Here is a 25592-nt window from a genome sequence, read left to right as displayed (position 1 = left end):
CGGCGGGCGGCGGGTCTTCCCATCTGCGATCTGCGAGGACTCGTCGCGACATGAAGCATGGTCTGTTCGCCCTGGCCGCTGCCGGGCTCGTGGTCCTGGCGCTCGCGCCGTTCGGGCCGGGACCGGCGGGCGATGCCGCCGCCGATGCGGATGCCGCACCGGCCGCCGTGCTGTCGGTCGCACTGATCCGGGCGCAGCAATCGGCGCTGCCGCTGCGCGTGCCGGCGACCGGTCATGTCGCGGCCTGGCAGGAGGCCAGCATCGGTGCGCAGGCGGACGGTCTGCGCCTGACCGAGGTACGCGTCAACGTGGGCGACACGGTCCGGCGCGGCCAGGTGCTGGCCCTGCTCGACGCCGCGACGGTGCAGGCCGAGCTCGCGGAGGCGCGCGCCGCGGTCGCGCAGGCGGTGGCCGAGGCCGATGAGGCGCAGGCCAATCACGAACGCGCCAAGAAGCTCGGCGCGCTCGGCGCGATGTCCGCGCAGCAGGTGGGCCAGTATGCGGTCGGCGCGACCACGGCGCGGGCACGCCGGGACGCGGTGCGGGCGGCCGAGCAGCGCCAGCGCCTGCGGCTGGCGCATACGCGCGTGCTCGCGCCTGACGATGGCATCATCACCGCGCGCATGGCGACGGTGGGCGCGGTGGCCGCCGCCGGCCAGGAGCTGTTCCGGCTGATCCAGGACGGCCGCCTCGAATGGCGCGCGGTGGTGTCGGCGGCGGATCTGGACACGCTCGAGCCGGGTCAGGTGGCGACGATCGAGCGCCCCGGTCACGAGCCGGTCCGCGGCCAGCTGCGCATGCTGGCGCCGCAGATCGACATGCGCACGCATACCGGCCTGGTCTACGTCGACCTGCCATCCGCCAGCACGCTGCGCGCAGGCCTGTTCGTCGGCGGCAGCATCGAGATCGGCAGCCGGGCGGCGCTGACGCTGCCGCAGAGCGCGGTGCTGCTGCGCGACGGCTTTCATTACGTGCTGCGCGTCGATGCGGCCTCGCGCGTGGCCGCGCAGCGTGTCGAGGTCGGCCGCATCGCCGGCGATCGCATCGAGATCAGCGCGGGGCTGAGCGCGTCCGAGGCGGTCGTCGCCGCGGGCGTGGGCTTTCTCGGCGAGGGCGATCGCGTGCGCGTGGTCGACGCCGGCGCGGACAGCGTGGGCGCGGGTACGGCGGCCGCAGGCGCCCCGGCTGCGGACGCGGTCGGTGGGCACGGGTCCTCCGGGCCGCGCGTGACCGGATCGCACGCCGCCGCGCCGCGCCTGCGCGCTCCGCCGATGCCGGCACCGAGCCGGGGTGGCGCGTGAACCTCAACGTCTCGGCCTGGTCGATCCGCAATCCGGTCGCGATCACGCTGCTGTTCGCGCTGCTGACGCTGGCCGGCGCGGCCGGCTTCCGCGCGATGAGCGTGCAGGACTTTCCGGACATCGATTTCCCGGTCGTCACGGTCACCGCGGTGCTGCCGGGTGCCTCGCCGGCGCAGCTCGAGCACGATGTCGCGCGCAGGATCGAGGACGCGCTGGCGAACCTGCAGGGCCTCAAGCGCCTGACCGGCGTGCTCGGCGACGGCGGTGCGCGCATCACCGCCGAGTTCCGCGTCGGCAAGCCGGTGGCCGAGGCGATGGACGAGGTGCGCGACGCGCTCGCGCGCATCCGCGCGCAGCTGCCGACGGATCTGCGGGATCCGGTGATCGAGCGCATGACGCTGGCCGATACGCCGGTGGCCACGCTGACCGTGTCCTCGGCGCGGCGCGACGAGCAGGCGCTGTCGTGGTTCGTCGACGGCGTGCTGGCGCGGCGTCTGCTGGCGGTGCCGGGCGTGGGCGCGGTGTCGCGCGTCGGCGGCGTCGACCGGCAGATCCGCGTCGAGCTCGATCCGCAGCGTCTGCTGGCGCTCGGCAGCACCGCAGCGGACGTCTCGCGCCAGCTGCGTGCGCTCCAGCAGGAGGCCGCCGGCGGCCGCGTCGAGATCGGCGGTGCCGAACAGGCGGTGCGCACGATCGCGACGGTGGGCGATGCGCGCGCGATCGCGCAGCTGCAGCTGTCGCTGAGCGACGGCCGCCGCGTGCGTCTGGACGAGGTGGCGAGCGTCACCGACACCACCGCCGAGCCGCGCACGGCGGCACGGATCGACGGCCGGCCGGTCGTCGCGTTCGACGTGCTGCGCGCGCGCGGCGCCGGCGAGCTGGCCGTGGCCGACGCCGTGCGTGCCGCCGTCGCCGAGCTGGCCGCGGCGCATCCGGACCTGCGCTTCGCCGAGGCGGTCGACCACGTCGCGCCGATCGCCGAGAACTACCAGGGCTCGATGTGGCTGCTGGTCGAGGGCGCCGTGCTGACGGTGCTGGTGGTGCTGTGCTTCCTGCGCGACTGGCGCGCGACGTCGATCGCCGCGGTGGCACTGCCGCTGTCGGCGATTCCCACGTTCGCGGTGATGCACCTGCTCGGCTTCACGCTCAACACGGTCTCGCTGCTGTCGCTGTCGCTGGTGGTCGGCGTGCTGGTCGACGATGCGATCGTCGAGATCGAGAACATCGAGCGGCATCTGCTGGCCGGCAAGCCGCCGCTGCGCGCCGCGGCCGAGGCGGCCGACGAGATCGGCCTGGCGGTGATCGCGACCACGTTCACGCTGATCGCGGTCTTCGTGCCGACCTCGCTGATGGGCGGCGTGGTCGGCCAGTACTTCGTGCAGTTCGGCTGGACCGCGGCGATCGCGGTGTTCTTCTCGCTGATCGTCGCGCGCCTGCTGACGCCGATGCTGGCGGCGTACCTGCTGAAGGCGCCCGGCGCGGATGCAGCGCGCCGGCGCGCAGCCGAGCCGCGCTGGCTGCGCCACTACCTGACCGCCGTGCGCGTGGGCCTGCGCCACCGTGCGGCCACGCTCGCGGCGGCCGCGCTGCTGGTCGCGCTGGGCCTGGCGATCGCCGCGCGGCTGCCGGGCGAGTTCATGCCGCCCGACGACGGTCCCCATACCCAGGTCACGGTGACGCTGCCGCCGGGCAGCCGGCTGCCCGACACGCTGGACGCGGCGGAACGGGCGCGCGTGCTGGTCGCGCGGCATCCGCAGGTGCGCTCGGTCTACACCGCGGTCGGCGCCGCCGGTGGTGGCGGCGATGCGGACGAGACCGCGTCCGCGGCCGGCGTGACCACGGCCGTGCTGACCGTGAACCTGGTGCCGCGCCGGTCGCGGGCCGGCATCACGCGGCAGGCGATCGAGAACGACCTGCGCGCGGCCCTGCAGGCGCTGCCGGGCGTCCGGATCGGCGTCGGCAGCGATGCGGATGGCTACCAGCTGGTACTGGCGGCCGAGGACGGCGCCTTGCTGGCGCGCCATGCGAGCCGCGTCGAGCGCGAGCTGCGCGGCATGCCCGGCATCGGCGCGGTCACGTCCTCGGCGAGCCTGGTGCGGCCGGAGCTGATCGTGCGGCCGGATTTCGCGCGGGCAGCCGAGCTCGGCGTCACGTCCGAGGTGATCGCCGAGACGCTGCGCATCGCGACTGCGGGCGACTACGACGAGGATCTGGCGCGGCTGAACCTCGACGAGCGGCAGGTGCCGGTGCTGGTGCGGCTGGCCGATCGCGGCCGCGACGATCTGGACACGCTGCGCCGGCTGCCGGTGCCGGGCGCCTACGGACCGGTGCCGCTGGAGAGCGTCGCGGACGTGAGCATCGGCAGCGGGCCGGCCGAGCTCACGCGCCACGACCGCAGACGCAGCGTCACGCTGAGGGTGGAGCTCGGCAGCCGGCCGCTCGGCGACGTCGAGCGCGCCGCGGCCGCGCTGCCGAGCCTGCGCCAGCTGCCGGGCGGTATCGTGCAGACCACGGCCGGCGACGCCGAGACGATGGGCGAGCTGGTCGCCGGCTTCGTGCTGGCGATGCTGGCCGGCGTGTGCTGCGTCTATGCGGTGCTGGTGCTGCTGCTGAAGGACTTCGCACAGCCGCTGACCGTGCTGGCAGCGCTGGTGCTGGCGATTCCGGGCGCGTGCCTGGCCCTGTGGCTGAGCGGCGCCAGCCTGTCGCTGCCGTCGATGATCGGCCTGATCATGCTGATGGGCATCACCACCAAGAACGCGATCCTGCTGGTCGACTACGTCGTCATCGCGCGCCGCGAACTCCGCCTCGACCGCCGCCGCGCGATTCTCGACGCCTGCCGCAAGCGCGCGCGGCCGATCGTCATGACGACGATCGCGATGGGCGCCGGCATGCTGCCGGTCGCGCTCGGCTTCGGTGCCGATCCGAGCTTCCGCGCGCCGATGGCGATCGCCGTGATCGGCGGACTGGTCGGGTCCACGCTGCTGTGTCTGCTGGTGATCCCGGTCGTCTACAGCCTGCTCGACGATGCGGTGCGCGGTCTGCGCGCGCTGCTGCGGCCGCGTGGCGACGCGCGGCCTGCGCGCCGCATGGCCGAGGCGTAGATGCGCATGCGCGAGCCACGCTCCGGAGTCGAGGCGCAGCTGTCGCCTGACGATGCGGCCGACTGCCACGGCATCGCGATCGGCCGCGCCGCGGACGGCCGCCGCGGCGCGGCCGCCGCCTGGCGGCAGCCGGCGTGTCCGCCGCCGGCACACGACCTCGGCGTCGCCTTCGCATGCGCGAGGACCATGCTAGAGTGGCTCGCGCGCGAAGCGGGCGTGGTGTCCGCGGTCGCCGCGCGCAATGCGTCCGGCAGGCCGGCGGCGCCCGCCGCCGATCCGGTCCAGCCCCCAGCGGCGGACCCGTCATGAGCAGCCAGCTGTCGATCCTGATCATCGAGGACAACGCGCAGCTCGCGGCCAATCTCTACGACTATCTGGAAGCCTGCGGCCATAGCCTGGACGCGGCGCCGGACGGCGTCTCCGGCCTGCACCTGGCCTCGACCCGCGACTACGACGCGATCGTGCTCGACTGGAACCTGCCGCGTCTGGACGGCCTCGGCGTGCTGCGCCGGCTGCGCGGCGACGCGAAGAAGAAGGTGCCGGTGATCATGCTGACCGCACGCGACCAGCTCGCCGACAAGATCGAGGGCTTCGAATCGGGCCTGGACGACTACCTGGTCAAGCCGGTCGCGCTGCCGGAGATCGAAGTACGGCTGCGCGCGCTGGTCGCGCGCCTCAGACGGGCCGCGGTGCCGGAAGACGTATTGCGCGTGGGCGATCTGCGCTTCCATCTCGGCACGCTGGAAGTGCATCGCGGCAGCCGGCGCATCGCGCTCAGCCGCACCGGCCGCCGCCTGCTGGAACTGCTGATGCGCGAGAGTCCGCAGGTCGTCACGCGGGCACGTCTGGAGCGCGCGGCCTGGGGCGATGCCGTGCCGGAGACCGACCTGCTGCGCTCGCATATGCACGTGCTGCGCCGAGCGATCCAGCTCGATGCCGAGGCGCCGCTGCTGCATACGGTAACGGGCTCGGGCTACCGGCTCTGCGACCATGGCTAGGCGCCGCGCCGCACCGCGCAGGCCGCGCGGTGTCCACAGCTGGATCAGCGCCGCGATGGTCGTGTTCGGGCTGACGATGCTGGCCGCACTGGCGATGCAGAGCTTCAGCAGCCAGCGCCTGATCGAACATCGCTTCTGGGCCGATCTGCTGGCCGCGGTGTCGGCCGATCATGCCGCACGCGTCGCGGCGGGGCACGGGGCGTCGCTGCCGCACGGCGGTATCGTCCGGTCCTGGTACTGGACCGACCGCGGCACGCTGCCGGAGCCGGCCTATCTGGCCGACCTGCCGGCCGGCTACTACTCGACCGAGAGCGGCTTCTTCGGCGCGTTCCAGTCGATCGAAGACGACAGGCCGGTCAGCTTCCATGCGCGGGTACTCGACCTGCCGCACGGCCGGCTGATCACGACGGTCGACATCGAGGCGCTCGAGGACCAGCAGAACCGCGACAGCCTGCTCAGCGTCGGCTGGGCGGTGATCTTCGCGGTACTGATCGCCGCGGTGATCGCGTGGCTGCACGCGAACCTGGTACAGCCGGTGCGGGATCTGGCCGAACGCATGCAGGCGATCGACCCGAGCGATACCGCGGCGCGATTGCCGATGACCTACGCGCGCGAAGAGATCCAGATGATCGCGCAGGCCAGCAATACGCACCTGGAACGTGTCGCGCAGTTCGTCGCGCGCGAGCGCAGCCTGCTCGACCAGGCCAGCCACGAGTTCCGCACGCCGATCGCGGTGATCGCCGGAGCGGCCGACGTGCTCGGGAAGATGCCGCTGCCCGAGGCTGCGCGGCCGGTGCTCGGCCGCATCGAGCATGCGGTGGCGGACCTGTCCGAAACGATGGTCGCCCTGCTGTACCTGGCGCGCGAGCCCGATCCGGAGTCCGAGCCGGCCGACGTCACGGCCCTGCACGAGCTGCTGCCGCGTCTGGCGCGCGACCACGAGCATCTGCTGCGCGACACGTCCGCGCAGCTGAGAGTCGGCGCGCTGGCGCCGACCTTCATCGCCGTACCCGAGGCGATCGTGCGCATCGCGGTCAGCAACCTGCTGCGCAACGCGATCGAGAGCACCGATGCCGGCTATGTCGAGATCGCGCTCGGCGAGGGCACGATCACCGTCACCGATTCGGGCAGCGGCTTCGATCCGGTCGAGGCGGCACGGCGCTATCGCGACAGCCTGCGCCACGCGGCGCCGGTCCGCGGGCAGGGCCTCGGGCTGTTCCTGATCGGCCGCATCTGCGACCGCTTCGGCTGGCGGCTGGCGATCGAATCCGCCGGGCCGGCCGGCACGCGGGCGCGGCTGGACGTCGGTTCCAGCGTGATCGTGCCGTAGCGACGTCGCGCGATACGCGAGCGGCCGTGCCGCCGCCGCGTGATCGACCGGGCGCGCGACATGACGGCGAAGAGGCGCGTCGCATCGCGCACGCGGCGGACGACGCGCGTGTCCGGCGTGTGCGATCGGCCGTGCCCGCCGGTGCGCCGCGCGCCACCTGCGGCCCGCGTCCGGCCGCGCCGGTGCGCGCATCCGACGCGGGGCGGACGCATCCGGCGATCGGCTTCTTGCGTATGTCGGGCGATGCGGGCCGATGCGAAACATCGCGGCGCCGGCGCAGGTACGACATTTCGGCGACGTCGCCGCGCCATCCTGACCGCGACGTGCCACGCCGTGGCGCTGCGGCGCGCAGGCGGGCACGCGATCGCTCCCCACTCGATGAGGTCAGGCATTCCATGAAGAACAGACTGTGGCCCGTACTGCTGTCCGGCTTGTCGCTGCAAGCCGCTGCCCAGCCGGGCGCCGCCGACGACGGGCCGCCGGAGGGCTATCCGCCGCGCTGGAGCATCGGCCTGGCCGCGATGGTGTCCGACAGCCCCTATGCAGGCGAAGGCACGCGCGTGGTACCGATTCCGCTGATCGCCTACGAAGGCGAGCGCTTTTACTTCCGCGGCATCACCGGCGGCTGGCGGCTGTTCTCGGGCGAGTCGTTCGAGCTGGCCGCGATCGGCAAGTTCCGCTTCGACGGTTTCAGCGCCGACGATCTGGGCCGGCGCGAACTGGCCGACAACGGCGTCGACCATCGGTCGCTGGAGGACCGCGACTTCGGGTTCGATCTCGGCTTCGGCATGAAGTGGAGCGGCCGCGCCGGCGAGCTCGAAGTGGAGCTGCTGGCCGACGCGACCGATACCAGCGGCGGCCAGGAAGTCTCGGTCCAGTACGGCTATCCGTTCGCGATCGGCCAGGGCATGCTGACGCCGACGGTCGGCGCCAGCTGGCAGTCCAAGGATATGGCCAATTACTACTTCGGCACGCTCGACAAGGAGATCGCGCGCGGCGTCGTCGACTACCAGCCCGGCTCGGTGACGATCGGCCACGCCGGCCTCAACTACTTCCGGCCGATCGGATCGAAGTGGTCGCTGCTCGCGTCGGCCAAGTACAGCAGCCTGCCCGACGAGATCAGGGACAGTCCGCTGGTCGATCGCGATGCCAGCGGCAGCGCATCGGTGTTCTTCGGCTTGTCGCGCGGGTTCTGATTGAGCCTTCGCGCTGCGATTGGATCGGGTGGCATCGATCGAGGTGGGCCGATCCGCCGTGGCGCGCAGTGCGATCGGCCGCTCGAGTGCCGCGGGAGAGCGCTGATATCACATCGATGTCGCGGACCGATTCCGGCGGGCGTTCGTCACGCGTTCCGCCGACGGACGTCGCTTCGCGCCGCCGGTCGGTCGGGAAGACGGCATTGCGCCGTCTTCCCGTTTCGCGTCAGGGCCGCACCGCATCCTCGAACCCGTCGTCGAAGATCGCATCGATTACCGGCACGAACACGATCGAGGTCGGGTAGCAGTTGCCGCAGCCCGGGTCGTACGGGCCGCCGAAACGCGTCACGAACGGGCCGAGGTCGAGCTGCACGGTATTGCTGCCGACGTCGAGCCGTACGTTGTGGAACGCGTTCGAGCGCACCGGTACGCCCGGATTGGCATCGGTCGGATTGGTCGTGCCGGGGTTGGCGACGGTGGTCCGCACCGGACCGCCCGGGCACCAGTTGCGCGGGTTGCTCGGATTGGCGCCGTTGGTGCCGCTGCTGATGTTGCCGTTGAGCGGATTGATCGCGGTGCCGATGAACGAATTGCAGTTGGTCTGCGTGCTGAAGGCATCGCCGACCGGGGCACCGTTGGCCGACAGCACATTGCCGGTGCTGAATCCGTACTCGGAATTGCCGCCGTGCGTGGTCACGATCAGATGCAGCGTGCCGTCGACCGCCGTGCGGCCGTCGCCCGGATCGGGTACGTCGATCGTGCCGGCGATCGTCAGGCTGGCGCCGCCGGCCGGGCCGGTCGGTGCCGCGAGCGCGGCGTTGAGCGCGGGTCCCGGCGCCGGCGGTCCCGGTGGCTCGGTCGAGAGGAAATCGAGCGAAAAGCTGAAACCGGTCCGCGCGAAGATCGCCTGTGCCTGCTCGGTGGTCAGGCCCGGCGGATACGGCGCGCTCGGCAGGTTCGGCGTCTGCACGCCGCCGCTGCTCCAGCACGGGTTGTAGGTGCCCGATCCGTTCGGGTAAGTGGGATACGAGCCGCCGGCGAAACCGACCCAGATGTCGCGCGTCGGATCGGCCAGGTGCGGCGCGAACGCGCTGACGTCCATCAGCGGCGACACGTACGGCGCCGGATTGCTTTCGCGGTTGTACGTGCTGAAGGTGGTCATGAAGCGCGCGATCTCGATCGCGTTCGGGAAGTCGGCCTGGGTCGGCACGGCGCCCGGCTCCTTGGCGATGTAGACGATCTTCTCGATGCGGTCGAACGCATCGCAACCGGCGAACTTGGTCACCTTGGCCGACAGGTCGGCGCCGAACTGCGCCTGCTGCGCCGGGCTCAGCTTGGTCAGCGTGTACCAGGACTCGTTTCCGCGCAGCAGCACGATACCCGGCGGCGGCGTGTACAGCGGCGGCAGATCGTCGGAGTAGATGCTGAACTGCGGCGCCTGGGTCAGGACGTTGGTCGTCGTGACGGTCTGGGCGGTGGCCACAGCCGAAAACGCCACCCCGACCAGGACAATAAGACCGGTGCAGCCACGCAGCAGGATCTTCGGTTTCACGGGTTCGTTCCTCGTAGCCGTCCCGGGGGTGGGATGTCGCTTCGCATCATCGACAATGGAGGCACGTTGTCCAGTCCCGCATGCGTTGCGACCCCACCAAACGGTCCGGACAGGTGCCGACCTGAGAGGGCGAACCGGCCGGGCGCATGCCGTCTCGCTACGGCTCCGTTGTCGGCTGGCGAGTCGAATCGTCAGCCTTTATCGAGACAGCTTCGCGGCCGCAATGAGCCGATGCGCCCTGGACGAGAACCGTTCGACGTGCAGGTCGCTCGGCCGCAACATCCGGCCCCCAGTGGGTTCAATTGCCAGGCAGGGCGTCGGAACGCGTCCGTCCAGCGGCCTGTCGCGGCCGCGCGCCGTTCAACCACCGCCCGATCCACGTATGCCGCACCAGCCACTGATAGCTGGCCAGCGAGATCGCCAGCGTCAGGCCGGTCGACAGCACGAACTTCACGCCCCACGGCAGCGCGACGTCGAGCAGCGGGTACTGCACTGCGAACAGCACCGGCAGATGCACCAGATAGACCCAGTACGCCGCATCGGCGAGCCAGCGCATCAGCGGGTTGGCGGTGTCGAGCCAGCGACGGCCGGCGATCAGGCAGCCCAGCGTCAGCCAGAAGCCGGCGAAGGCCTGCAGCGCCGCGTCGAGCCAGCGCGTCGCCGGTTCCGGCGGCACCGCGCGCGGCGCGCCGAGCACCCACGGCAGCGCCGCGTACAGCGCCAGCGCCGCGACGACCAGCAGCGGCGCCGCGCGGCGCAGGCGGTCGAGCAGGGCCGGCTGCAGCCACAACGCGTAGCCGAGCGCGAAGTACGCGCCGAAGAACGCGATCGCCCATAGCTGCGGCAGCAGCGATTCGGGCGCCGGCCACGGGGAGCTCGTCGCCGCGAGCGCCGGCACCAGCACGATCGGCGCGACTGCGGCGACCGGCCAGGACGGGCGCCACGCGCGCAGCGCGGCCTGCAGGCGCGGCGACGGTTCCAGCGTCGACACCGCCCAGACCAGCAGCGTGAACAGCATCAGATAGGCCAGAAACCACAGATGCGCCAGCGTCGGCATCAGCGGCAGGCCGTCGTGCGTGCGCGCGTAGTCGGCCAGCAGGCCCAGCAGCGGGGAAGGTTGGCGCACATGCGCGGCCGCGGCGACCGTCAGCGCATGCAGGCTCAGCAGCACCGGCGGCAGCAGCACGATCAGCGGCAGCAGCACGCGCAGGGCGCGCGTGCGGAACAGGCCGGCCAGTCCGCGGCGCTCGACCAGCAGCGCCGTGAAGAAGCCGGCGACGACGAAGAACAGCGGCATGCGGAACAGGTGCAGCGCCCAGGCGGCGACGTCGATCGCGGCCGAGCCGCCGGCATCGGCGGTCGGCCAGAGGCCGTGCAGCAGCGGGCTGTAGGCGAGTGCGGCGTGGAAGACCACGCCGGCCAGCATCGCCAGCGCGCGCAGGTGGTCCATGTAGTGGACGCGCGGTGCGGCGCTCACGGCCGTGTCAAAGGAACGAGCGCTTGCGCGCGTGCAGCACGCTGGTCACGACGATCGCGACCGCAATCGTCGCCAGTTCAGCGGCCAGTATCGCGAGCGCCGTCGGCGTCCAGACCACCTGCTCGCCGCGCACGTGCTCGACGATGCCTTCGAGCCGGCCGACCACGAACATGAAGGGACCGATCAGCGTCATCAGGCCGAGCATCACGAACGCGTTCCAGCCTTCCGACTCGCAGGCGATCGCGAAGCACAGCGACAAGCAGAACGTGGTCAGCACGAACACCACGCTCAGCACGATCCAGACGACCAGCCCGTCCGCGATCGGCGTGGTCAGGATCAGCGTGATCATGCCGCCGCCGACCAGCAGCAGCGGCACCAGGAAGATCGCCAGATTGGCCAGCAGCTTGCCCCAGTACACGTCCATCGGCGAGACCGGCAGGCTCATGATGAACGGCACGGTCTGCTGCTTGCGTTCGATGAACAGCGAGGTCTGGATCGTGACGGACCCGACCACGACCAGCAGCACGATCAGCAGCATCGCGCCGGCTCCGGCCACCCACCACGGTCCGCCGCTGCCGATCAGGCCGAGTGCCAGCACGATGCCGGCCAGGAAGCCGGCCAGCGCCTTCTGGTAGACCTGCCAGTCCTTGACGATCAGGCGGCCGACCATGCGGACATCGCTTGCGAAGAGATTCATCGGGTCGCTCCTTGCCGTACCGCGGTGACGAAGATGTCCTCGAGCGTCATCGGCTCGATCGACTGGATCTGCAGCCCGGCGGCGCGCAGGCGCTCCGGAAACGCCTCGTCGTAGGCATCGGTCTTGAGCTCGATCAGCGGCGCGCTCTCGCGCACCGAGGCGATGCCGGGCAGTGCCGCGAGTGCCGTGCCGGCCATGCCGCGACACAGGATGCGCCGCCAGCGATCGAGGAAGGTGTCCTTGTCGGACGAGGCGACGATCGCGCCGCGGTGCAGGAACGTGATGGCGTCGGCCAGCTGCTCGACGTCGGCGGTGTTGTGCGAGGAGAACAGCACCGAGCGTTCCTCGTCGCGCAGTACCTCGGCCAGCGCGTCGAGCACTTCGCCGCGCGCGACCGGATCCAGGCCGGTGGTCGGCTCGTCGAGCAGCAGCAGGCGCGGATGCCGCGCGAAGATCAGCAGCAGCAGCGCCTTGACGCGCTGGCCGTGCGAATAGCCGCCGAGCTTCTGCTGCGCGCGCAGGTCGAAGCGCGTCAGCAGATGCTGCGCGTAGGCCTCGTCCCAGTCCGGATAGATCCGCGCGACGAAGTCCATGTGCCAGCGCAGCGTCTGGCCGCGGTACAGGCGCATGTCGTCCGAGGCGTAGCCGATGTGCCGCTTGACCGACACCTGCGCCTCCGGCAGCCGCTGGCCGAGCACCTCGACGGTGCCGCCGTCGGCGCGGATCAGGCCGATCAGCATCCGCAGCAGCGTCGACTTGCCGGCACCGTTGACGCCGATCAGGCCCATGATCTGGCCGGTCGGTACGACCAGGTCGACGTCGCGCAGCGCGAAATCGCGGTAGTGCTTGTGCACGCCTTGAAGCGCGATCGCGGGAGAGAGCATGTCCATGGGCTTGTCGGATCCGCTGGGGGGTCAGGTGTCTTCGGTGGATTCGGAGAGCGCGGCGGTAACGAAGCGCAGCACCTCGTCCGGTTCCAGTCGCAAGGTCTGTGCGGTGGCGGCCAGCGCGGTCAGCTGCGCATGGAACTCGTTCATCAGCACCGCGCGCGAGGCGTCGGCCCGGTCGGCGACGAACGAGCCCTTGCCCTGCTGCGTGACGATCACGCCGGCGCGCTCGAGCTCCAGGTACGCGCGCTTGATCGTGATCACGCTGACGCGGCTGCGCGCAGCCAGCTCGCGGATCGACGGCAGCGGATGGCCGGGCGGCCACTCGCCGGCCATGACCTTGGCGAGGACCTGCTCGACGATCTGCGCATACATCGGCGTCGGCGACTGGTTCGAAAGGACGAGTGCGTCAGTCATGCATCGGCGGTGGCCTCACTGTGTATAGTGAGTATACACAGATAGAAACACCTCGCAAGCGATCTCGCACGGCGTCATTGGTGGCCGATGCGAGCGCTGTCGCCGAAGTCCGCGCGCAAGGACTGACGCTCGTGCGTACTCGCGCGGGCGCTGCCGGTGTTTCGATGCGGGATGCGGATCGACGGTCGCGATGCCGGCCGTCGCGGCGGCCGATCGACGTGTCCGCCGCGGCGCAGGCGCGGCACGCGATGATCGCCGTCGGCGTTGCGCGATCACGGCGAAGCCGTGCCGGGGTCGATCGGTCGCGCGATGCGCGATTACCAGCGTGCAGCCGCGCGACGCGGCCGCGGCGAGTTGCCGCTTAGTGCGCGTCGGGCGGTGCGGGTGTGGCGGGTGCGGCCGGGCCGTGCTTGTCGAGCCGGTGGTTCTCGTACATCTCGATCGCCGCCTTGAGCAGGCCGACGTAGCCGATGCCGAGCATCAGCAGGCCGAACGCGACCTCCTGCACGATGCCGGCCGGCGCGGCGAGAAAGCCGTACAGGCCGGCGACCAGCATCACCGCGGCGCTCGCGGCCAGCACGATCAGCGCGCGCCGGCCCTTGCGCGGGTCCTGCCAGATTCGTTTCGAGAATTCGTTCTGCGTGCGCGTGGTGTCCTGCAGCGTCGAGAAGCTGATCGCGACGCCGGCGAAGATCAGCGCCTTGTTGAAGCTCTGCCAGAACCCCTGGAACCCGTCGAAGTACGGCTGCACGACGTAGAACAGCGACACCAGCAGCAGCGGGTACTGCAGATAGCTCACGGCGTGGAACGCGCGGGTGATCGGGCTCATGGCGGGCGACTCGTGTGGCGGACTTGCGTGCGCGCTGGCGCGGACCGGCGGAACGACTGCGCCGTTGCGGCGCATCCGGCGGGCGCGCACCATCGCACGCCGTGCGCGAGCGCGGCAAGCCGGCGCGCGTGGCGCGTCGCGGATGTCGACGATCGTGGGCGACGCCGCTCGCCGCTTCGGAATCAGTCGGTGGCCGTCCGGAACGCCTCGGCGGCCCAGTCGATGAATGCGCGCAGCCTCGGCGAGACCAGGCGCGCGTGCGGGTGGACGATCGAGACCGGGCTCGGCAGCGGCGGCCAGGCTTCGAGCAGCGGCACCAGCCGGCCGGACGCAAAGTAGCCGTCGAGCCGGTAGCGCGGTGCCTGGATGATGCCGAGACCGGCGCAGGCGGCGCCGATGTAGGCATCGGCACCGGCGACGCGCACGCGCGTGGGCAGCGTCAGATGGCGCACGCGGCCCGCGCACTGGAACTCCAGCGGCAGCAGGCCGCCGGTCGCCGAGGAATGGAAGCCGACCATGCGGTGCGCGTCACTCAGCGCATCGACGTCGGCGGGCACGCCGTGACGCGCGCAGTAGTCCGGCGCGGCGGCGGTGGCCTCGGCCAGCACGGTCAGGCGTCGGGCGACCAGGTCGCTGGCGCGTAGTTCGCCGACACGTATCGCGCAGTCGATGCCTTCGCGCACCAGGTCGACGTAGCGGTCGCCCTCGGCGACGTCGAGTTCGATCTCCGGATAGCGCTCGAGGAACGCCGGCAGGCGCGGAAACAGCAGGCGGCGCGCCAGCGTGCCGTGCACGGCGATACGCAGCGTGCCGCGCGGCTGCGTCGTGCGGAACGCGTTCTCGGCATCGTCGATGTCGACGATCAGGCGCAGGCAACGGCCGTAGTAGACCTCGCCATCCAGCGTCGGCACGACCTGCCGTGTGGTCCGTTGCAGGAGACGGACGCCGAGGCGCGCTTCGAGTGCCTTGATCGCATCGGTGACGGTCGCGCGCGGCAGGCCGAGATCCTCGGCGGCACGCGTGAAACTGCGCCGCTCGACGATCCGCACGAACAGGCGCATCGCGTCGTACCGGTCCATTGTCCGGGTATCCGAATGATGATCGCGGATTCTGCCAGATTATTCGGCCGAGCCCAGGTCGTACCTTACCCGTCACCGCCGATCCGGCCGTTACAGGAACATCCCGATGAACACTTCCGTCCCCACCTCTGTCGCCCTCGTCACCGGTGCCTCGCGCGGCATCGGCGCCGCGATCGCCGAGCGGCTCGCCGGCGGCGGCCACGCCGTCGTCGTCAACTACGCCGGCGCGCGCGCCGAGGCCGAGACGCTGGTCGCGCGCATCGTCGCCGCCGGCGGCCAGGCGCTCGCGCTGCAGGCCGATGTCGCCGATCCGCTCGCGATGCAGCGCCTGTTCGACGCGGCCGAAGCGCGTTTCGGCGGCGTCGACGTGCTCGTCAACAATGCCGGCGTGCTCGACCTCGCGCCGCTGGCCGCGGTCGAGGACGCCGCGTTCGACCGTCTCGTCGCGGTCAACCTCAAGGGCAGCTTCAACGGCATGCGCGAGGCCGCGCGCCGGCTGCGCAGCGGCGGCCGCATCGTCAACTTCTCCTCGAGCGTGATCGGTCTGCGTCTGGAGACCTACGGCGTCTACGCGGCGACCAAGGCCGCGGTCGAGGCACTGACCGCCGTGCTGTCGAAGGAACTGCGCGGCCGGGCGATCACCGTCAACGCGGTCGCGCCGGGGCCGACCGCGACCGATCTGTTCCTCGACGGCAAGTCGCCGGAACGGATCGAACAAATGGCGCGGCTCAATCCGCTCGAGCGCCTCGGCACGCCGGCCGACATCGCCGCGGTCGTCGCGTTCCTGGCCGGTCCGGACGGCGCCTGGATCAACGGTCAGGTGATCCGCGCCAACGGCGGCATGGTCTGAGCGCGATCCGCGACGCCGCCGGGCGCCGGCGTTGCGTCGAGCCGCTGCCGCCTCCGGCGGCCGACGGCGCATGCGCCTGCCGCGGCCCCGGCGCGGTCGCACGCGCAGCGGTTTCGATGCGGGCTGCCGCAGCGCCGCCGAACGGCCACCTGCACCTGCGTCGAGGCGTTCAGCCCGCTCCGGGCCGGCGCGGCGTGCGACGGCGCACCGGCTTCGGCGCGGCCGGCGGCGTCCGCGGGCCCGCCGCGGCGGGCGAGCCCGTCCGCCGTTTCTTCCGCGGCACTTTCGTTTTTGCGCGGTCTGTCGTTGCTGCCGCAGGGGCCGGCGTCCTGGCGCGGGCCGGACGCGTCGCGGTGAACAGCGGCAGCACCCGCCCGAGCCGGCGCCGTTCCTCGGCCGAAAGCGGGCCGGCGCTTTCGGCCAGTTCGCCGATGCGCTGCGCGGCTGCTTCGCGCGAGGTGGGCGGCGAGGCGGCGAGCAGGGCCGGGATCGCCGCGACGGCGGCGTCGGCGTCGAGCCGCATCAGCAGGGCCTGGGTGCGCACGGTCTGCCGCAGGCTGGCGCGATCGGTGGCGTCCAGGTGCTCGCTGACCAGGCGCGCGGCATGGTGGTACAGGCATTCGTCGACACGGCCGCGCGGCCCGAGGACGTACAGCATCGCGCGCACACCCGCCTCGACCGGGCCGCCGCTGGCGATCCGGACGCGCGCCTGGCCGAGCGCGTCGGCCAGCCAGCGGCGATGCTCGGGGCTGTCGCCCGGATGCGGCCGCACCGGTTCGGAGCGGCCGGTCGCGAAACCGGCCAGCGCCTGCATCAGCGGCGACCCGTAGATCGTGTCGAACGCGATCGCCTGCCACTGGTCGCGGCCGTCGCGGTAGCGGTCCAGTGCGGTTTCGATCGAGTGCGACAGCGCTTCCTGCAGCTGCAGCAGCGGATGGTCGGCCGCGATCGGCAGACGATGCGTGCGGACCCCTTCAGCCAGCGCCGCGATCAGGCTCGCCGCCGGATGCGTGTCGGACCACGCCTCGTAGCCGATGCGCAGCGGATGCAGCGACTGCAGCCAGCGCGCGCCGGTCGGCGTGACCATCGCACGCACCCAGGGCTGGAACAGGTTGCGATACAGCGCAAGACCGATCCGCGAGACGTTCGCGGCGGCCGCGAAACGGCGTTCGTCGGCCGGATCGGGACGCACGATGCCGCGTACCTCGTCCACGCCGCTGCGCCGGACCGTCATCCGATAGGCGTCGCCGGCCGGATCGCCGGGCGGCGCGTCTTCGGGCCGATCCTCGATCTCGGCGCGATAGACGCCGGCCGGCAGCATGTCGATCAGCTCGATGTTGCTGGCGAACTCGCGGTGCTCCTTCCGGCCGACGCTGGCCGACACGAAGATGCCCAGATGGCCGATGCTGTCGTGGGTCGAGAACACGATCGTCTGGTCGTGCCCGGCGACGTCCTCGTCGTTGCGGTACAGGTCGGTGATCCAGCCCAGCGCCTGGGCCGGCGGCGTGATGTTGTCGCCGTATGAGCAGAACACCACGATCGGCGAACGCACGTTGCGCAGGTCGATGCGCACGCCCTCGCGCGTGACCAGCTCGGCGGTGGCCAGCCTGTTGCCGATGAACAGGTCGTCGACGATGGTCTGCATCTCCACGTCCTCGAGGAAGACGTAGCCGCCCCAGTACTTCTCGAACGCCAGATAGCGCGGGCCTTCGCTGTCGACGTTCGCGTAGAGGTGGTACTGCTTGGACCACAGCGTATTGGCCGGGTCCAGGTTTTCGAAGTTCTGCACCAGCCAGGCGCCGTCGAATCGGCCCGCGCCGAGGTCGCCGGTCAGCGCGGTCAGCCAGCTGCCGCCGACCAGGCCGCCGCCGTAGCGCATCGGGTTGTCACCGGCCCAGTACGACAGCGGCGCGCCGGCCAGGATGATCGGGCCGAACAATTCCGGCCACACGGCCGCGGTCATCAGCACCTGCCAGCCGGCCTGGCAGTTGCCGATCACCGCCGGCTTGCCGCAGCTGCGCGGATGGCGTTCGGCGACGCGGCGCACGAAGGCGGCCTCGGCGTGCATGACGTCCTCGACGGTCTGCCCCGGTACCGGATCGGGCAGGAAGCCGACGAAGTAGCACGGATGCCCGGCCGCGAGCGCCGCGCCGATCTCGCTGTCCGGCTTGAAGCCGCCGATGCCCGGGCCGTGGCCGGCGCGCGGATCGACCACGACGAACGGCCGCTTGTCCGGATCCTCGGCCGCGTGCACCGGCGGCACGATGCGCAGCAGCGCGTAGTTGACCGGACGCGGCAGGTCGAGGCCGGACATCACCGGCTCAGCCGGAAAGTTCAGCACGTTCGGTGCCTTCTCGCGCAGGTGGGCGCGATACTGGTTGCCGCGCCGGCGGCGCACGTCGGCGTACAGCACGCAGCGCTGCCAGGCGTCGAGCGCGTAGGCGGCGGCTGCGCCGGCGGCCTGCAGCGGATCGGCCGGCCAGGCCGGAGCCGCCAGCGGGGCGGGATCGGGTACGCTCATGGCGATCGTTCCTGTGTGCTCTCGTTGCGCTCGTGCGTCAGTGCAGGTGCCGGCCGCCGTTGATCGCAACCTTGGCGCCGGTCACGGCCGCCGCGTCCGGTTCGCGCACGTGCGTCCCCGGGAGCCTGCGGCCGGCGTCGTGGAATGCCCGCGCGATCGCCCGGCCGGGTCCGCCCCTGCCGCCGCTGACAGGGCGGTACGCAGCGGCTGCGCGCTCATCGTCTGCGCTCCGGCGCCGCCGCGGCCTCGGCTGGGTCGGCGCTGCCGGGCCAGGCCCGCCACGCGGCGAACAGATCGCGCCAGGCCTGGTGGTCGAACGGATCGGGCGTCAGGCCGTCGCCGAGTGCCGCGGCGGTGTCCTGCCGCCAGGTCGTGAAGGCTTCGTGCAGGCCGCGCGCGAACGCGGTCTGCGCGCGCAGGGCCGTTTCGGCGATCGCCTGGCCGTCGCCGGCATGGCGGGCGATCTCGCGTCGGACCGTGCCGAGCGGCAGCGCCATCAGCGCCGGCCAGTCCGGCGCGGCGGCCAGCGCGCGGCGCGCGGCTTCGTTCGCGGCGGCGCCTTGCCCGGCCAGCTGCTTGCGAAGATCCAGCCAGAGCCGGCCGTTCTCCTCGATCAGCGCGAGGCATCGCGCCTGCAGATGGGTGGTGGCCCGGTACAGGGCCTGCATGTGTTCGGTCGGATCGCTCATGGGCATCACCTTCGGGGTTCGTGCTGCGGGGGCGGATCAGGCCATCTGCGCGATGGTCCTGCGGAAGCGGGCCAGCGACAGCGCGAACAGCACGCTGCCGATCACGGCCAGCCAGAGGAACGGCTTCCAGACCACCTCGATGCCGGCGCCGCGGTAGAGGATCGCCTGGCCGATCTCGACGAAGTGCGTGGTCGGCGCCGCCAGCATCACGGTCTGCACCAGCTCGGGCATGCTCTCGCGCGGCGTGGTGCCGCCGGAGAGCATCTGCAGCGGCATGATCGTCAGCATCATCAGCATGCCGAACTGCGGCATGTTGCGCGCCAGCGTCGCGATGAAGATGCCCATCGAGGTGGTCGCGAACAGGCTGAGCGCCGCGCCGGTGAAGAACAGCGCGAGCGAACCCTCGACCGGCACTCCGAGCAGGCCGCGCACGACCAGGTTCAGCGACAGCGCGGCGGCGACCAGCACGACCAGTCCCATCGACCAGACCTTCGACAGCATGATCTGGGTCGGCGTGACCGGCATGACCAGCAGGTGCTCGATCGTGCCGTGCTCGCGCTCGCGGATCAGCGCGGCGCCGGTCAGCACGATCGACAGCATCGTGATGTGGTTGATGATCTGCATCAGGCTGCCGAACCAGGCCTCCTGCAGCGCCGGGTTGAAGCGCGCGCGCAGCACCAGCTCGACCGGCAGCGCGGCGCTGCCGCGGTGGCGCTGGACGAATTCCTCGACCTCGGCGGCGACGATCTGCTGCACCGCGCCGCTGCCGACGAAGGCCTGGCTCATGCGGGTGGCGTCGACGTTGAGCTGGATCTGCGGCGCGCGGCCGGCCAGCACGTCGCGCTGCAGACCCTGCGGCAGATGCAGCGCGAACGTGAAGCGCCCCTGATCCATGCCGGCGTCGAGCGCGTCGGGCCGGACCTGCTGCGGCGTCGTGAACTGCGGCGGGTAGAACGCCGAGACGATGCGCTGCGAGAGCGGGGAATCGTCCTCGTCGACGATCGCGATCGGCGCGTGGTGCAGCGTCTCGGGCAGGGCGGTGGCGGCCGTGTAGACCGCGCCGGTGAACACGTAGAGGATCAGCACCAGCATCATCGGGTCGCGCCACAGGCTCCACAGCTCCTTGACGCCGAGGCGATAGATGTTGGCGAGGTGGCGCGATCGGTTCACCTCAGCGCTCCTGTTTCTTCAGCAGCGCGATCGCGGCGCCGAGGATCAGCGGCACCGCCAGCGCCAGCGGCGCGAACACGGCGGCCAGATCGCCCAAGCCCAGCGCCTTGCTGAAGACGCCGCGGCTGATCGTGATCATGTGCGTGGCCGGATAGGCCTCGCCGATCAGGCGGCCGGCGCCTTCGAGCGAGGACACCGGATCGATCAGGCCGGAGAACTGCGTGGCCGGGATCAGCGTGCCGATCATCGCGAAGAACATCGCGGCGATCTGGCTGTGCGTGATCGAGGACGCCAGCAGGCCCATGCCGGTCGAGCAGAACGCGAAGATCAGCGCGGCCAGCGCCAGCGTCGGATAGCTGCCGCTGACCGGCACGCCGAACACGGTCACCGCGAGCAGGCTCATCAGCGCGAAGTTGACCATCGCCAGGCCGACGTAGGGCAGCTGCTTGCCGAGCATGAACTCGGTGCGCGTGACCGGCGTGACGTAGAAGTTGGTGATCGAGCCGGTCTCCTTCTCGCGCACCACCGCCAGCGCGGTCAGCATCGCCGGCAGCAGCAACAGCAGCAGCGGGATCACCGCCGGCACCATCGCCGGCAGGCTGCGCACGTCGGGGTTGTAGCGGAAGCGCGTCTGCACGTCGGCGCCGGTGCCGACGCGCAGGCCGCGTTCGGCGGCCTGCGTCGCCAGCCAGGCCAGATGCATGCCCTGCACGTAGCCCTGCACGGTCTCGGCACGCTGCGGCATCGCGCCGTCCACCCAGGCGCCGATCTGGGCGCCGTGACCGCGCAGCGCGTCGCGTGCGAAGCCCGGCGGAATCTCGATCGCCAATGCCAGCTCGCCGCTGCGCATGCGCCGGTCCAGCGCCTCGTAGCCGTCCAGCGGCGGCCGCTCCAGGAAGTAGCGCGAGCCGGAGAGCTGCAGCGCGTAGTCGCGGCTCAGCGTGGTCTGGTCGCGGTCGAGCACGGCGTAGCGCAGATCCTCCACGTCCATGCTGATGCCGAAGCCGATCACGAACATCAGCAGGATCGAGCCGCCGAGCGCCAGCGTCGCGCGGATCGGATCGCGCTGCAGCTCGAGCGTCTCGCGCCACAGGTAGCTCAGCATGCGGCGCGGGCTGAACAGCGGGCTTCGCAAGGATGCGCCGGACGTCGCCGCGGCCGGCGGCGACTCGATTCCGGCCGGCGCGTCCGGCACGCCGCCGCCGGCATCGAGCAGGTAGCCGATGAAGGCCTCCTCCAGCGTTGCCGCGCCGCGCCGGGCGACCAGGGCCGCCGGCGTATCGCTGTCGAGCACGCGGCCGGCATGCATCATCGACATGCGGTCGCAGCGCTCGGCCTCGTTCATGAAATGGGTCGAGATGAAGATCGTCACGCGGTCGCGCCGCGACAGCTCGATCAGCAGCCGCCAGAACGCATCGCGCGCGACCGGATCGACGCCGGAGGTCGGCTCGTCGAGGATCAGCAGGTCCGGCGCGTGCACCATCGCCACCGCCAGCGACAGGCGCTGGCGCAGACCCAGCGGCATGCTCGCCGGCAGGCGCTGCATCGCCTCGCTCAGGCCGAAACGATCGGCCATCGCCTGCACGCGCGCGGGAATGTCCGCTTCGGGCACGTCGAACAGGCGCGCATGCAGCACCAGGTTCTGGCGCACGGTCAGCTCGCCGTAGAGCGAGAAGCCCTGCGACATGTAGCCGACGCGGCGGCGCGTGTCGATGTCGGCGGCGGTCACCGCATGGCCGAACAGCCAGGCCTCGCCGCTGCTGGCCGGCAGCAGGCCGGTCAGCATCTTCATCGTGGTGGTCTTGCCGCAGCCGTTGGAGCCGAGGAAGCCGAAGATCTCGCCGCGGCGGATGCGGAACGTCACCCGGTCCACCGCGACGAAGTCGCCGAAGCGCATCGTCAGGTCCTTCGCCTCGATCGCCACGTCGTCGGCCGCGGCATCCAGCGGCGGGATCGTCACCGGTGCGTGGCCGCGCCTGCGCGCCTCGGGCAGCAGCGCGATGAACGCGCTTTCCAGCGAGCCGGTGCCGGTGCGCGCCAGCAGCGCCGCGGGCGTGCCGGTCGCCAGTATCGCGCCGGCGTCCATCGCGACCAGCCAGTCGAAGCGCTGCGCCTCGTCCATGTAGGCAGTCGCGACGAGCACGCTCATCTGCGGGTGGTCGGCGCGGATCCGCGCGATCAGATCCCAGAACTGCGCGCGTGCCAGCGGGTCGACGCCGGTGGTCGGCTCGTCGAGGATCAGCAGGTCCGGGTCGTGGATCAGCGCGCAGCACAGGCCGAGCTTCTGCTTCATGCCGCCGGAGAGCTTGCCGGCCGGCCGCGACAGGAACGCGTGCAGGCCGGTCGCTCGGGTCAGGCTGTCGATGCGCCGGCGGCGCTCGCCGGCGTCGTGGCCGAACAGGCGCGCGAAGAACTGCAGGTTTTCCTCGACCGACAGCGTCGGGTAGAGATTGCGGCCCAGGCCCTGCGGCATGTAGGCGATGCGCGGGCAGACCACGCGGCGGTGACTGCGGCGCGCGATGTCGCCGCCGAGCACCTCGACCGAGCCTTCCTGGATCCGCCGCGCACCCGAAGCGAGCGCGAGCAGGCTCGACTTGCCGACTCCGTCCGGTCCGATCAGGCCGACCATGCGGCCGGCCGGCAGGTCCAGGTCGATGCCGGCCAGCGCCTCGGTGCGGCCGTAGCGCAGGCGCACGCCGCGCAGCCGGACCACCGCCGGTTCGGGCGTGGGAGACATCGCCGCTCAGTCCGCCGCCGGCGCCAGCAGGCGCGGATCCACGGCCAGGGCCGCCGGCCAGGGGACCTGCGGGTCGATCCTCAGCCAGGCCACGCCCGGCACGCCGGTCTTGACCTGGTCGATGTAGCGTTCGAGCAGGGCCGGCGCGATCTGCGCGCGCACGCGGAACATCAGCTTCTGCCGCTCGCTGGCCGTCTCGACGGTCTTCGGCGTGAACTGGGCCTGGCTGGCGACGAACGAGACCGTCGCCGGGATCACCACGTCGGGTGCGGTGTCGAGCACGATGCGCGCCTCGCTGCCGAGCGCGATGCGTCCGGCCGCGGCTTCCGGCACGAAGAAGGTCATGTAGACGTCGGTGAGGTCGAGCAGGCCGAGCACGCGCCCGCCGCTGCCGAGCACCTCGCCGGGCTGAGCGACGCGCACCTGCACGCGCCCCGCGCGCGGCGCCTTGAGCACGCTGTCGTCGAGGTCGGCCTCGATGCGCGCGACGGTGGCGCCGGCCGCGTCGACGCTGGCGTGCGCGCCGACGACCTGCGCCTTCGCCGCGGCGACCGCGGCCTCGGCGGCGGCGACCTGGGCGCGGGTGGCGGCCAGCACCGCCTCGGCGCCGTGCACGCGGGCGCGGTCGTCATCCAGTTCCTGCGTCGAGGCCGCGCCTTCGGCCGCCAGCGTCTGCGAGCGCGCCAGGCGCCGCCGCGCGGCGTCGAGCTCGGCCCCGCGTTGCGCGACCTGCGCCTTGGCGGCGGCCACTTCGGCCTCGCGCAGCGTCACCTGCGCCTCGGCGGCGACCGCGGCGTGCATCGCCTGGCGGCGGCCGGCCTCGGCTTCGGCGCGCTGCGCGTCGAGCGTGTCGATCTGCATCGTCGCGACCGGCTGGCCGGCGGCGACGAAGTCGCCTTCGCGGACCTCGATCGTCTCGATGCGGCCGGGCAGCTTGGTCGCCACGTCGATCTCGGTGGCCTCCACGCGCCCGTTGCCGCTGACGAAGCCGGCGCCGGGGCCGTCGTCGCCGATCCGCTGCCAGGCCCAGATCGCCAGCACGGCGACCGCGGCGAGGAAGGCCACCGGCAGCAGCCGGTTCTTGAGGGAGGAGAGCATCGCCATCGCAGGGGGTGTCCGGTTACCGGGTGGATGCCGAAGCGGCTGCCTGGGAGCCGCCGCCGAGGGCCGAGTACAGCGCGATCTGGCTCGACTGCAGCGCGCCGAGCGCCTGCACCAGCTGCTGCTCGGCGGTGAGCAGGTCGCGCTCGGCGTCGAGCACTTCCAGATAGGCCGCCGAGCCGTTCTCGTAGCGCAGCCGCGCCAGCCGCGCGCGTTCGCGCGCGGCGGCCAGCGCCTCGCGCAGCGCGTCGCGCTGTTCGGCCAGCCAGTGCCGCGCGGCGAGCGCGTCGGCGACTTCGCGGAATGCGGCCTGGATGCTCTGCTCGTACTCGGCCACCGCGCCGTCGCGGCGCAGCCGGGCCAGGTCGAGATGGGCACGGCGGCGACCGCCGTCGAAGATCGGCAGCGACAGCGTCGGCACGAACGTCCAGGCGCGGCTGCCCGACTCGAACAGACCGTCGAGCTCGGCGCTGGCGCTGCCCCAGCTTCCGGTCAGCGCGATGCGCGGGAAGAACGCCGCGCGCGCCGCGCCGATGTCCGCTTCGGCGGCGCGCAGGCGATGTTCGGCCGCGACGATGTCCGGGCGCGCGGTCAGCAGCGCGGACGGCAGGCCGGGTGCGAGCTCGGCCAGCGCCGGGGTCTGGTCGAACGGTGCCGCGGCCGGCAGCACGCCGGATGGCGCGCCGACCAGCTGCTCGAGCGCATGCCGGCGGCCGGCGCGTGTCTGCTCCAGTTGCGCCAGCAGCACCTGGGCCTGGCTCAGCAGGGCCTGGACCTGGGTCAGTTCGAGCCGCGAGGCCGATCCGACCGCCTCGCGGCGGCTGAAGATGCGAAGGGCCTCCTGGCGTGTCGCCAGCGTGCGCCGGGCCAGGGCGACGCGCTCGTCGGACTCGCGCAGGCCGACGTAGCCCGCGGCCACTTGCGTGATCAGCGCGAGCTCGGCCGCGCGGCGGCCGGCCTCGCCGGACAGCCACTGTTGCAGCGCCGCCTCGTTGAGGCTGCGCACGCGGCCCCATAGGTCCAGCTCCCAGCTGCTGAGGCCGACTTCGGCGCGATATTCGCCGCCGACCGCCGAGACGCCGCTCAGGTTGAGGTCGCCCGGGACGCGCGCCCGCGCGGCCTGGGCGCCGAGCCCGAGCCCTGGCAACGCGTCGGCGCGCTGGATGCGGAACGCCGCACGGGCCTGGTCGGCCCGCAGCACGGCCAGCCGCAGGTCGCGGTTGTGCGCCAGCGCGGTGTCGATCAGCTGGCGCAGGACCGGATCGGTGAAGTAGTCGCGCCAGGCGAGCGCCGCCGCCGGCTGGCCGTCATCGGCCGGCGCCGTCTGCGTCCACGACGCGGGCACCGGCGCGGCCGGCAGGGGCTCGTGCGGGGCCAGCGAGGCACATCCGCCGAGCACGACGCCGAGCCCGGCGACCAGCGCGGCGAGCCGGCGGCCGTGGCGCGCAGCGGTGCCGCGCGGCGCGGCGGCAGCCGGATCGGCGGTAGCCTGGACGGACATCGGCATGATGGAGGCCTGGGGGCGAGACACCCAGCTTCGCGGCGATGCGGCAATGCGACCTTGATCCAGGTCACTCTACGGCCGATCGGCGCGGCGGCCGTGCCTGGATGGCGGGTACGGATGTCGCGCGGCGGGCGGCTATACTGGCCGCCCTTC

20 protein-coding genes are annotated in these 25592 nt (G+C 72.0%); 7 read left to right on the top strand and 13 right to left on the bottom strand.

The window, feature by feature from the left end:
- Positions 1–50 precede the first annotated feature (50 nt).
- From VMR06_RS02760 to VMR06_RS02735, 6 genes are all read left to right on the top strand, one after another.
- On the top strand, positions 51–1301 hold the full coding sequence (locus tag VMR06_RS02760) for an efflux RND transporter periplasmic adaptor subunit (RefSeq protein ID WP_325372745.1): 1251 nt from the start codon (positions 51–53) through the stop codon (positions 1299–1301).
- The gene (locus VMR06_RS02755) at positions 1298–4405 is read left to right on the top strand and encodes an efflux RND transporter permease subunit (protein WP_325372743.1); all 3108 of its coding nucleotides are present in this window, start codon (positions 1298–1300) and stop codon (positions 4403–4405) included. The genes VMR06_RS02760 and VMR06_RS02755 overlap by 4 nt, the downstream gene beginning before the upstream one ends.
- Positions 4406–4714: a hypothetical protein gene (locus VMR06_RS02750; RefSeq protein WP_325372741.1), complete on the top strand. Its 309-nt coding sequence runs from the start codon at positions 4406–4408 to the stop codon at positions 4712–4714. It abuts the gene before it with no gap.
- Between the two features lie 8 nt (positions 4715–4722).
- Positions 4723–5403 carry a response regulator transcription factor gene (locus VMR06_RS02745; RefSeq protein ID WP_325372885.1) on the top strand — a complete coding sequence of 227 codons (681 nt, stop codon included), beginning with the start codon at positions 4723–4725 and terminating at the stop codon, positions 5401–5403.
- Positions 5396–6733 carry a HAMP domain-containing sensor histidine kinase gene (locus tag VMR06_RS02740; protein WP_325372738.1) on the top strand — a complete coding sequence of 446 codons (1338 nt, stop codon included), beginning with the start codon at positions 5396–5398 and terminating at the stop codon, positions 6731–6733. Before VMR06_RS02745 ends, VMR06_RS02740 begins: the two co-directional genes overlap by 8 nt.
- 395 nt (positions 6734–7128) lie before the next feature.
- Positions 7129–7929 carry a MipA/OmpV family protein gene (locus VMR06_RS02735; protein ID WP_325372736.1) on the top strand — a complete coding sequence of 267 codons (801 nt, stop codon included), beginning with the start codon at positions 7129–7131 and terminating at the stop codon, positions 7927–7929.
- 226 nt (positions 7930–8155) lie between these two features.
- Here the strand turns inward: VMR06_RS02735 and VMR06_RS02730 are convergent, their stop codons facing one another.
- The 7 genes from VMR06_RS02730 to VMR06_RS02700 all read right to left on the bottom strand — a co-directional run bounded on the left by VMR06_RS02730 (position 8156) and on the right by VMR06_RS02700 (position 14867).
- A complete protein-coding gene (locus VMR06_RS02730; RefSeq protein ID WP_325372734.1) occupies positions 8156–9481 on the bottom strand; it encodes a hypothetical protein in 1326 nt (441 codons plus the stop codon).
- Between the two features lie 298 nt (positions 9482–9779).
- The gene (locus tag VMR06_RS02725) at positions 9780–10958 is read right to left on the bottom strand and encodes an acyltransferase family protein (RefSeq protein ID WP_325372732.1); all 1179 of its coding nucleotides are present in this window, start codon (positions 10956–10958) and stop codon (positions 9780–9782) included.
- A gap of 7 nt (positions 10959–10965) precedes the next feature.
- Complete coding sequence (locus tag VMR06_RS02720) at positions 10966–11655, bottom strand: hypothetical protein (protein WP_325372730.1); 690 nt, start codon at positions 11653–11655, stop codon at positions 10966–10968.
- Positions 11652–12539, bottom strand: a complete 888-nt coding sequence (locus tag VMR06_RS02715) for an ABC transporter ATP-binding protein (protein ID WP_325372728.1) — start codon at positions 12537–12539, stop codon at positions 11652–11654. The genes VMR06_RS02720 and VMR06_RS02715 overlap by 4 nt, the downstream gene beginning before the upstream one ends.
- Positions 12540–12569: 30 nt before the next feature.
- Positions 12570–12959 carry a GntR family transcriptional regulator gene (locus VMR06_RS02710; protein WP_325372726.1) on the bottom strand — a complete coding sequence of 130 codons (390 nt, stop codon included), beginning with the start codon at positions 12957–12959 and terminating at the stop codon, positions 12570–12572.
- A 361-nt stretch (positions 12960–13320) separates the two neighbouring features.
- Positions 13321–13788, bottom strand: coding sequence for a hypothetical protein (locus VMR06_RS02705; protein WP_325372724.1), 468 nt, complete (start codon positions 13786–13788; stop codon positions 13321–13323).
- Positions 13789–13970: 182 nt separating this feature from the next.
- A complete protein-coding gene (locus tag VMR06_RS02700; protein WP_325372722.1) occupies positions 13971–14867 on the bottom strand; it encodes a LysR family transcriptional regulator in 897 nt (298 codons plus the stop codon).
- Between the two features lie 106 nt (positions 14868–14973).
- On the opposite strand from VMR06_RS02700, the gene VMR06_RS02695 reads away from it, so the two are divergent.
- Entirely contained in the window at positions 14974–15717 is a 744-nt protein-coding gene (locus tag VMR06_RS02695) for an SDR family oxidoreductase (RefSeq protein ID WP_325372720.1), read from the top strand.
- Positions 15718–15886: 169 nt separating this feature from the next.
- On the opposite strand, the gene VMR06_RS02690 is transcribed toward VMR06_RS02695, so the two are convergent.
- From VMR06_RS02690 to VMR06_RS02665, 6 genes are all read right to left on the bottom strand, one after another.
- A complete protein-coding gene (locus tag VMR06_RS02690; protein ID WP_325372718.1) occupies positions 15887–18238 on the bottom strand; it encodes a DUF3141 domain-containing protein in 2352 nt (783 codons plus the stop codon).
- Between the two features lie 215 nt (positions 18239–18453).
- Entirely contained in the window at positions 18454–18927 is a 474-nt protein-coding gene (locus VMR06_RS02685; RefSeq protein ID WP_325372716.1) for a hypothetical protein, read from the bottom strand.
- A 36-nt stretch (positions 18928–18963) separates the two neighbouring features.
- On the bottom strand, positions 18964–20097 hold the full coding sequence (locus VMR06_RS02680; protein WP_325372714.1) for an ABC transporter permease: 1134 nt from the start codon (positions 20095–20097) through the stop codon (positions 18964–18966).
- 1 nt (position 20098) lies between these two features.
- The gene (rbbA, locus tag VMR06_RS02675) at positions 20099–22834 is read right to left on the bottom strand and encodes a ribosome-associated ATPase/putative transporter RbbA (protein WP_325372712.1); all 2736 of its coding nucleotides are present in this window, start codon (positions 22832–22834) and stop codon (positions 20099–20101) included.
- A gap of 6 nt (positions 22835–22840) precedes the next feature.
- A complete protein-coding gene (locus VMR06_RS02670) occupies positions 22841–23938 on the bottom strand; it encodes an HlyD family secretion protein (RefSeq protein WP_325372710.1) in 1098 nt (365 codons plus the stop codon).
- A gap of 16 nt (positions 23939–23954) precedes the next feature.
- Positions 23955–25436, bottom strand: a complete 1482-nt coding sequence (locus VMR06_RS02665) for an efflux transporter outer membrane subunit (RefSeq protein ID WP_325372708.1) — start codon at positions 25434–25436, stop codon at positions 23955–23957.
- Positions 25437–25592 lie beyond the last annotated feature (156 nt).

The sequence above is a fragment of the Dokdonella sp. genome, assembly GCF_035511235.1.
Classification (GTDB): Bacteria; Pseudomonadota; Gammaproteobacteria; order Xanthomonadales; family Rhodanobacteraceae; genus Dokdonella.
This window is presented reverse-complemented; position numbering and strand designations above follow the sequence as displayed.